This is a genomic window from Paracoccus sp. UBA5162 (genome assembly GCF_002413585.1).
Lineage (GTDB): Bacteria > Pseudomonadota > Alphaproteobacteria > Rhodobacterales > Rhodobacteraceae > Paracoccus.
Genome location: NZ_DHXG01000019.1, coordinates 17,451 through 26,078, shown reverse-complemented (window position 1 = coordinate 26,078; position 8,628 = coordinate 17,451). Strand labels below are relative to the sequence as shown.

At 66.1% G+C, this 8,628-nt stretch carries 10 protein-coding genes; 3 read left to right on the top strand and 7 right to left on the bottom strand.

The features are described 5' to 3' along the window. The 5 genes from B4A72_RS02600 to B4A72_RS02580 form a co-directional block, all read right to left on the bottom strand. Window positions 1-506, bottom strand: a 506-nt coding sequence (locus B4A72_RS02600; RefSeq protein WP_292978052.1) for an OB-fold nucleic acid binding domain-containing protein, incomplete at its 3' end; no start/stop codon positions are given. Between the two features lie 59 nt (window positions 507-565). Further along, complete coding sequence (locus B4A72_RS02595; protein ID WP_292957140.1) at window positions 566-1,225, bottom strand: CPBP family intramembrane glutamic endopeptidase; 660 nt, start codon at window positions 1,223-1,225, stop codon at window positions 566-568. Next, window positions 1,198-2,010 carry a GH25 family lysozyme gene (locus B4A72_RS02590; protein ID WP_292957137.1) on the bottom strand — a complete coding sequence of 271 codons (813 nt, stop codon included), beginning with the start codon at window positions 2,008-2,010 and terminating at the stop codon, window positions 1,198-1,200. Before B4A72_RS02590 ends, B4A72_RS02595 begins: the two co-directional genes overlap by 28 nt. 194 nt (window positions 2,011-2,204) lie before the next feature. Beyond that, window positions 2,205-2,474, bottom strand: a complete 270-nt coding sequence (locus tag B4A72_RS02585; RefSeq protein WP_292957134.1) for a hypothetical protein — start codon at window positions 2,472-2,474, stop codon at window positions 2,205-2,207. Window positions 2,475-2,513: 39 nt separating this feature from the next. Next, window positions 2,514-3,893 carry an FAD-binding oxidoreductase gene (locus tag B4A72_RS02580; protein ID WP_292957131.1) on the bottom strand — a complete coding sequence of 460 codons (1,380 nt, stop codon included), beginning with the start codon at window positions 3,891-3,893 and terminating at the stop codon, window positions 2,514-2,516. A gap of 148 nt (window positions 3,894-4,041) precedes the next feature. Between B4A72_RS02580 and B4A72_RS02575 the strand changes: the two genes are divergently transcribed. Further along, on the top strand, window positions 4,042-4,935 hold the full coding sequence (locus B4A72_RS02575; protein ID WP_292957128.1) for a glycosyltransferase: 894 nt from the start codon (window positions 4,042-4,044) through the stop codon (window positions 4,933-4,935). Continuing rightward, window positions 4,935-5,756: an NAD-dependent epimerase/dehydratase family protein gene (locus tag B4A72_RS02570; RefSeq protein ID WP_292978051.1), complete on the top strand. Its 822-nt coding sequence runs from the start codon at window positions 4,935-4,937 to the stop codon at window positions 5,754-5,756. The genes B4A72_RS02575 and B4A72_RS02570 overlap by 1 nt, the downstream gene beginning before the upstream one ends. Before the next feature lie 3 nt (window positions 5,757-5,759). Here the strand turns inward: B4A72_RS02570 and B4A72_RS02565 are convergent, their stop codons facing one another. Then, window positions 5,760-6,320 (bottom strand): hypothetical protein, encoded by a 561-nt coding sequence (locus B4A72_RS02565; protein ID WP_292957124.1) that lies wholly within the window; start codon window positions 6,318-6,320, stop codon window positions 5,760-5,762. Between the two features lie 156 nt (window positions 6,321-6,476). Here B4A72_RS02565 and B4A72_RS02560 point away from each other — a divergent pair, with 156 nt between their 5' ends. Then, on the top strand, window positions 6,477-8,252 hold the full coding sequence (locus B4A72_RS02560; protein ID WP_292957122.1) for a chloride channel protein: 1,776 nt from the start codon (window positions 6,477-6,479) through the stop codon (window positions 8,250-8,252). 28 nt (window positions 8,253-8,280) lie between these two features. Here B4A72_RS02560 and B4A72_RS02555 read toward each other — a convergent pair. Next, the coding region (locus B4A72_RS02555) for a cobaltochelatase CobT-related protein (RefSeq protein ID WP_414692484.1) at window positions 8,281-8,628 on the bottom strand (348 nt) is incomplete at its 5' end.

Below are 8,628 nucleotides of genomic sequence, written 5' to 3'. Positions count from 1 at the left end.
ATGATCGGCGTCTGGAATTCGGTGAAGCCGGCGTCCCACATGCGGTTGCGCAAGCTGCGGATCACCTGCGAGCGCAGCATGATGTTGTTGTGCAGGCTGTCGCGGCGCAGGTCGAGAAACCGATAGGCCAGCCGGGTTTCCTCGGGGTAGTCCAGATCGCCAAAGACCGGCAGCGGCAGTTCCTCGGCCGGGCCCAGCACCTCCAGATCGGTGGCATAGACTTCGATCTCGCCGGTGGGCAGCTTGGAATTGACCAGTGATGGATCGCGCAGCTTCACCCGGCCGTCGATGCGGATCACCGTCTCGGCGCGCAGCTTTTCCATCGCGGCGAAGGCGGGGCTGTCGCTGTCGGCCAGGACCTGGGTCATGCCGTAATGGTCGCGCAGATCGACAAACAGGACGCCGCCGTGATCGCGGACACGGTGAACCCAGCCGGACAGGCGGACCGCCTCTGCGGCATGGGCGGCGTTCAGATCGGCGCAGGTATGGCTGCGATAGGGGTGCATTGCGGACCTCGTTCGTTCAGCCCCCGCATGAACCGTGCGACAGCGGGGAAGTCAACCGCTCAGAAAGGCCGCACCACGTTGCCGCTGTAGAAATAATAACCCATCCCGACCGCGAACAGGATGTTGCCCGCGACCGCATGCAGCAGCCACGCCGCTGGAAAGCCGTGACGCCGATAGGCCCGCGCAAAGATCCAGCCGCCGATGAAGGTCAGCGCCAGGACGACCGCCGACCAATACATCAGATGCGCGAAGGCGAAGACCGCGGCATTGATGGCAATGCCGGCGCGCCCCTGGGGCAGCACCGGTCCGTAGCGGTGAAAGAAAAGCGCGCGAAAGATCAGTTCCTGCGGCAGCGCGGAAAGAAGCGGATAGAGAGCCCAGATCAGCAACAGGAATTCCGGCCGGGTGCGGGCCAGGACGAACAGCGCCTCGGGGCGGACCAGCCACAGGATCGCGGTGCCGGCGGCCAGCGTCGCGATGGCGATGCCCGCCACCTCCCACCAGGGAATCCGGATGCCGCGGATCAGGCTGGACCAGCGAAATCCGCCGGTCCGCCACAACAGCAACAGGCCCGCCAGCGTGAACAGGAACAGCGCCGGAAACAGCCAGCCTTTCGGCAGAAACAGCGCGATGGCCAGCGGCGTCCCGACATAGAGCGCCGCGAATTCGGCCAGCAGCCGGGGGCGCGGCGCTACCGCGTCAGGCGTGCCGACAGCCATCGTGTCCAGTCGGCCGACGAGCCCGCGAAGGCATTCAGATCGACATTGCCCTCGATGCCCGGCACGATGCCGGTTCCGGTATATTGCCAGAAGGTCCAGTTCTGACCGGGATAGGTCATGCGCGGATGGTCGGCGACCGAGCGCAGCCAGAACTCGGCACGCAGATCGCCCAGCTGGTTCTCGCGGTAGAAATCGACCGTCGTGTAGATGATCGGGCGCTGGCCATAGTAGCGGCCGACGATATCCATGAAGACCGATGCCTCTCGTTTCACCTCGGCGGGCGGCGGGCGGCGTGGACAGGTGTTCGAATTGGTCCATTCGAGATCCAGGACCGGCGGCATGGCGCCGCGTTCGCGCGGGACGTTCTTGATGAACCACTCTGCCTGTTCTTCGCCGGACCGGCAGAAATAGTAATAATGATAGGCGCTGCGCGGCAGGCGCACGGCAGCAGTTTCGCGCCAGTACCGTTGAAAGGCCGGATCGACGTGATCGGCGCCTTCGGTCGCCTTGATGAAGGCGAAGTTGATTCCCGCGCTTCGGACACGGCCCCAGTCGATGTCGCCCTGCCAGCGCGAGATGTCGATACCGTGCACATCCTGATTGTAGGGATGGCCATTGCGCCAGGCATGGGGGCGGCTGTCGCCCAGTTGCGGTGTCTTGCCCGCGGTGTAGGTCGAACCGCCGGGGCCGCCTCCGCCTCCGCCTCCGCCGCGCGGGGGCGTGCGCGAACACGATACCGCCAGCACGAGCAACAGCCCGATCAGGATTTTAGTCAGATGCCTCATATCGCCTGCCCCACGGGATTTGCTGCTGCTCTGCGCCTGTCGGCGGCGCTTGGTGCCGTTATCGCAAAGCCGTGAGGCAAAGTCACCGGGGCGTGACGGTCACGTCTGCGTCAGAAAGCGGACCGGCAGGCGCAGAGGCCAAGGCTTCGCCCGATCAGGCGGGGCAGGATCCCTTTTGCAGCGGCGTATCGCCTTCAGTTGCTGGCCGGCGGGCTATCCGTGGCCGCACCCTCGGTCCCGGCGGCGGGCGCGGCGGCTGCATCCGGATTGCTCACCCCCTCGGCCTGCGTCACGGGCGTTCCCTGGGGCGGTTCGGTGGTCGCGATGCCGTCATCGCCTTCGTTCACACCGGGAAGGAACAACCACCAGGCAAGCGCCGCGACGATCAGCGCCAGCCCGATGGCGATGACCGCCGGCCGGTGATTTCTGGCCGAGCGGCCGGGATCGTTGTCGTTGTGGGACATGGCAAGGCTCCTTTCTGGATCAACATGCAAACGGGAAGGTCAGTTCCGGTCCGGCACCAGCTTTCCAGGGTTCAGGATGTCGCGCGGATCAAGCGCCGTCTTGATCGCGCCCATCACCTGCCAGCCTTCGCCATGTTCGGCCGCCATCAATCCCCGCTTGCCGATGCCCACGCCATGTTCACCGGTAATCGTGCCACCGACGCGCAGCGCGCGTTCGGCCATGCGGGTGGCGATACGCTTGGCCTCGGCGAGTTCGGTCGCATTGCCCGGTTCGACAAGGATCTGAGCGTGAAAATTGCCGTCGCCCACGTGGCCCACGATCGGCCCGATCAGCCCCGCCCCGGCGATATCGGCGGCGGCGGCGGCCACGGCCGCGGGCAGATGCGACATCGGCACGCAAACATCGGTGACCACCCCGGTTGCGCCGGGGCGAAGCGCGCGGCAGGCGTGATAGGCACCATGCCGCATTCGCCACAGGCGGGCGCGATCCTCGGCCGTCACGGCCCAGTCGAAACCCTGTGCGCCGAAATCGCCCGCCAGATCGCCGAATCGCTCCGCATCCTCGCGCACCGCGCCGGGCGAGCCGTGAAATTCCACCATCAGATGCGGCTTTTCGGGCAGGGTGCTGCCGGAATGGGCATTGAAGGCGCGCGCGGTCGCTGCATCGACGAATTCGATCCGGGCCATCGGAATGCCGGACTGGATGGTGGCGCTGACGCATTCGACGGCGTGATCGAGGCTGTCGAAGGCGCAGACTGCGGCGGCGACCTCTTCGGGCTGGCCGTGCAGGCGCAGGGTCAGTTCCGTGATCACGCCCAGCGTGCCTTCGGACCCCACGAAAAGGCCGGTCAGATCATAGCCTGCGCTGGTCTTGGCCGCCCGCGTGCCGGTGCGGATGATGCGCCCGTCGGCCAGCACCACCTGCAAGCCCAGAACGTTGTCGCGCATGGTGCCATAGCGCACTGCGGTCGTGCCGCTGGCACGCGTCGCGGCCATGCCGCCCAGGCTGGCATTGGCGCCTGGATCGACCGGAAAGAACAGGCCCGTCGCCCGCAATTCCATGTTCAGCGCCTCGCGCGTCACGCCCGGTTCGACGCTGACCTGCATGTCCTCGGCGCGGATCTGGACCACCCGGTTCATCCGCGACAGATCCAGCGTCAGGCCGCCGCGCACCGGCAGGGCGTGACCTTCCAGCGACGTGCCCGTTCCCCAGGGAATCACCGAGATCCCGGCCTCGGCACAGATCGCGAGGATGGCCGAGACCTCATCGGCGGTCTCGGGCCAGGCCACGGCGTCGGGCGGCGGGCTTCTGTGGAAGGTTTCGGATTGCGCGTGGTGATCGCGATCCGCATCCGACACCGACAGGCGCGCGCCGAGGATCCTTCGCAATCTTTCGATCAGTTCGTCCCGCAGCGCCATCGGCAAACCCTCGCCCGTGCCAAGTGATTGTTCCGGCGATGAACCTTGGCAAAGCCCACCGCGTTCTGCCATCAACAGGCCAAAGACCTGCCATAATGTCGCGGCAGAGACCAGTCAGACCATGATATCCCGGAAGGACGCCTCTCTGATGAACAATTCGCGAATTTCACCGCTGCGGCCCGACGCGTCGCGCCATGCCGGCCACCGCCTGCCCGATGGCCTGCGCGATGAAACGCCGCGGCGCGCCGATCATGCCTATGTGACGCTGGTCAGCAATCCGGATTATCTGCCGGGGGCCGAGGCCCTGCTGCGTTCGCTGCGCCTGACGGGCTCGAGGGCCGATCTGGTGGTGATGCATCGCGGGCTGAGTGCCGGACAACTCGCGCGGCTGCGGGCGCTGGATGCGCGACTGGTGGCGGCGGACCTGCTGCCGACCTCGGAGGCGTTCGACCAGGCCCATGCCCGCGACGCGCTGCATCGTCGCGCGGCCTTCACCCGTGGGGCCAAGCCGGATTTCCACACGCCCCTGGACAATTTCGTCAAGCTGCGGCTGTGGCAATTGGATTACGACCGCTGCGTCTTCGTGGATGCCGATGCCATCGTGCTGCGCAACGTCGACAAGCTGTTCGAGATGCCGGAATTCTGTGCCGCGCCCAATGTCTATGACGGGCTGGACGGGTTTCTGCGGATGAATTCGGGCGTTTTCACGGCCCGTCCCGATCAGCGCACCCATCGCGAGATGCTGGCGCGGCTGGACCGGCCCGGCGCATTCTGGCGACGAACCGACCAGAGCTTCCTGCAGGATTACTTCCCCGACTGGCACGGCCTTTCGATCCACCACAACATGCTGCAATATGTCTGGTTCAACATGCCGCAATTGTGGAGCTGGGACGACATTCGCATCCTGCATTTCCAGTACGAGAAGCCCTGGCAGGAACACGACAAGGCCGATCTGCTGCGGCCCTTGATCCAGCTTTGGCGCGCCATCGCCGCGGGCCAGCCGGTTCCCGACCTGGCCGCCCAGGCCCGCCCCGCCGCCTGATGCGCATCGCGCTGACCGGCGCCAGCGGCATCGTCGGCGGCTTCGCGCTGCGGGCCGCGTTGGCCCAGGGGCATGAGGTGACGGTGCTGGACCGCGCCAGCGGCTATGTCCTGGGCGACGCGCCCGACCTTGCCGGCCACCACGCCCTGGTCCACTGCGCCTTCGCCCATGTCCCGGGCCGCTATCGCGGCGGCGAGGGTGCGGATGCACAGGGATTTCGGCGCGACAACCTGGACGGTTCGATCCGGCTGTTCGATGCGGCGGCGGCCGCGGGCGTGGGCCGGATCCTGTTTTTGTCGTCGCGCGCCGTCCATGATGGCCATCCGCCCGGCATTGCGCTGTTCGATGACCTGCCGCCACGTCCGGCCAATCTCTACGGCGAGGTAAAGGCGCTGGCCGAGGCGCATCTGCGCCGGCTGAGACCGCAGCTTCGGGCGACCTCGATCCGGGCGACAGGCATCTATGGGCCCGGCCCGGCGCAGAAATGGCGCGGACTGATCCGCGACTATCTGGCAGGTCGCGCAATCACGCCGCGCGTCGCGACCGAATTGCACGGCCGGGATCTGGCCTGCGCGATGCTGCTGCTTCTGACACAAGAGACCCCACCCGCCAGCGTCAATGCGTCCGATCTGGTCCTTGACCGCCGCGATCTGCTGGCCGAGGTGCGGGATCTGACGTCCAGCCGCCATCCCCTGCCCCATCGCGCGGATGCGTCGTTGCTGAACGTGCCGGATTGCGCGGCCCTGGCGGCGATGGGCTGGCGGCCCGGCGGCATGACGCTGCTGCGCCAGAGCCTGCCGCGCATGCTTGCGGATCCGTGAGGGTCAGCGTCCGCAGAGATAGGCATGAACCGGCCGGGTCTCGCCCGGCGGCGTGAACTCCAGATGGTCCAGCCGCGCGCCATAGGCGATCAGCCGGATCGGCAGCGTCCGATCCCCGGCCATCCGCATCTCGACCGTGCTTCCCGACAGGCGATATGCGACGGGCAGGGATACGATTTCGGCGCGCGCGCTGATGAAAAGCCCGTATTCGAAGGTGGCCGGGTCGGTGCAGGATTTCGGCGCCTGCCCGCGGGTCAGTCTCAGCATGTCGTCGCGCATGGTCCAGCGACCGATCAGGAAGCCGGGCGGCTGCGGGCGAAATTCGTCGAACCCTTCCAGACGCGCATATTCGGTCAGAAAGGCGTCATATCCCCGAACCTCGCGAAGATCGGTCAGATAGGTTGTCGGATCGGTCTCGCGCAGCCCCTCCAGATAGGCCGCGGCGCGGTGATCCAGTTGCCGCAGCACCAGCAGATAGATCGCGACGGCCGACAGGGCGGCTGCGGCGGCGATCCACTGGACACGGCCAAGTCCGCGCATCCGGCTGAATCTGATCGCGGCCATGTCCTGTCCCTTCCACTGCTTCGCGGGCCGGATGCTGCTTACGGTTTGCATCCGGGCAGGCAAAGGCATAGCAGAGAAGGCGCTGCGAATGGCCCGGACCCGGCCCGCGGCATTCCTACAGGTCGCCGGCCGCGACCACAACCGCCACCGAGAGCCATGACCGATACCGCCACGACCGACCTGCCCGGACTGAACAACGACACCCGCAATGTCTCGTTGATTTCGCTTTCCTTTCTGGCCATCGGCATCGGCATCGTCACGGGCCTGGGCGCGATCCTGCTGCGCTACCTGATCTCGTTCATTCACAACCTGTTCTTTCTGGGCGAATTCTCTTTCGCATATGATGCCAACATCGCCACGCCGCCGGCCCCTTTCGGGCCGCTGGTGATCCTGGCCCCGGTGATCGGCGGGGCGATCGTGCTGTGGCTGGTGCGCCGCTACGCGCCCGAGGCCAAGGGGCACGGCGTGCCCGAGGTGATGGATGCGATCTATTACCGCAACGGCAAGATCCGCCCGCAGGTGGTCGTGATCAAGTCGCTGGCCTCGGCGCTGTCGATCGGATCGGGCGCCTCGGTCGGGCGCGAAGGTCCGATCATCCAGATCGGATCGGGGATCGGATCGGTCCTGGGCGGGCTGGCGCGATTGCGCAGCTGGCAGGTGATCACACTGGTCGCGGCGGGGGCCGGGGCGGGGATCGCGGCGACCTTCAACACGCCGCTTGGCGCGGTGCTGTTCGCGGTCGAACTGATGCTGCCGGAATTCAGCGCACGCACCCTGATCCCGGTCGTCATCGCCACCGGCACCGCAACCTATATCGGCCGACTGGCCTTCGGCATTGCTCCGGCCTTTCTTGTCGCCGCGCATGAGAGGCCGGATCTTGTCGTGCCCCTTTCGGTCGACATGCTGCCTCTCTACGTGATCTTCGGCCTTGTCACGGGGGTCGCCGCGGCCGGTTTCGTGCGCGGTCTCTACATGATCGAGGACGCTTTCGACGGCTGGAAGGCCAATGCCTATCTGAAAAACGCCGCCGGAATGCTGTCGCTGGGCATCCTGATGTATGTGCTTTTGCTGACCACCGGCATGTATCACACGGCGGGCGTCGGCTATGCCACGATCGAGGCGATCCTGACCGGTCAGTTGACCGCGCCGGCCTTCCTGATGCTGCTTTTCGTGCTGAAGTTCCTTGCCACCTCGGTCAGCCTTGGCGCCGGCGCCTCGGGCGGAATCTTCTCGCCCTCGCTGTTTCTGGGCGCAGCACTTGGCGGGGCGTTCGGCGGCGTGCTGGACATCATGTTCCCGAATCTGGGTTTCCATTCGGTCACTTTCGCGCTGATCGGCATGGCCTGCATCGTAGGCGCCTCGACCGGCGGGGCGCTGACCGCCATCGTCATGCTGTTCGAGATGACCGGCGACTACACCATCACGGTCGCGGCGATCATCGCGGTCGTGGTCGCGCTTGGCGTCCGCAAGCAATTGTCGCCCGACGACATCTACACGCTGAAACTGACGCGCCGCGGCCATCGCATCCCGCGCGAATCGCGCGCCCACATGTTCGGCATCCGTCAGATCAAGGAAATCATGTCCCCTGCCGTCGGCGTGATCGAGAAGGCCGAACTCGGCGATCGCGGCAGCGTGGACACATTGCTGGGATCGGAACGGATCTATGCGGTCGTGGTCGAGAACCGCAGCGTCGTCGGCATCGTCCGCGTCCATCCCGAAGATCCGACCAGGCGACACGGCCCCCTGATCGGTCCGGTGGGCTATGCCAAGGAAACCAGTTTTCTCCAGAACGCGATGACGAACATGGCCGACCGCGATCACGCGGCGCTTCTGATTCTGCCCGACAAGACCATGCCACGGCCGGAAAACGTGATCGGCGTGCTGACCCGCGACACCATCGCGGCGGCGGTTCTGCGCGATTATCGCAGCTGAGACGGAATCGGCCGGCGGATCCCGCGCCTCAGGCGCGGCGCATTGCCGCCATGCCCAGAACGCGCGCGCGCTTGCGCGGGTCGCTGTCGAACAGCGCAGCCAGTTGTTCCGTGATCGCACCGGCCAGCTGTTCGGCATCCGTGATGGTGACAGCCCGGTCGTAATAGCGGGTCACATCGTGACCGATGCCGATGGCCAGCAATTCGACGGCGCGTTTCTTCTCGACCATGGCGATCACGTCGCGCAGGTGCTTTTCCAGATAATTGGCCGGATTGACCGACAGGGTCGAATCATCGACCGGCGCGCCGTCCGAGATGACCATCAGGATCTTGCGCGCTTCGGCCCGCTTTGCCAGCCGCCGATGCGCCCATTCCAG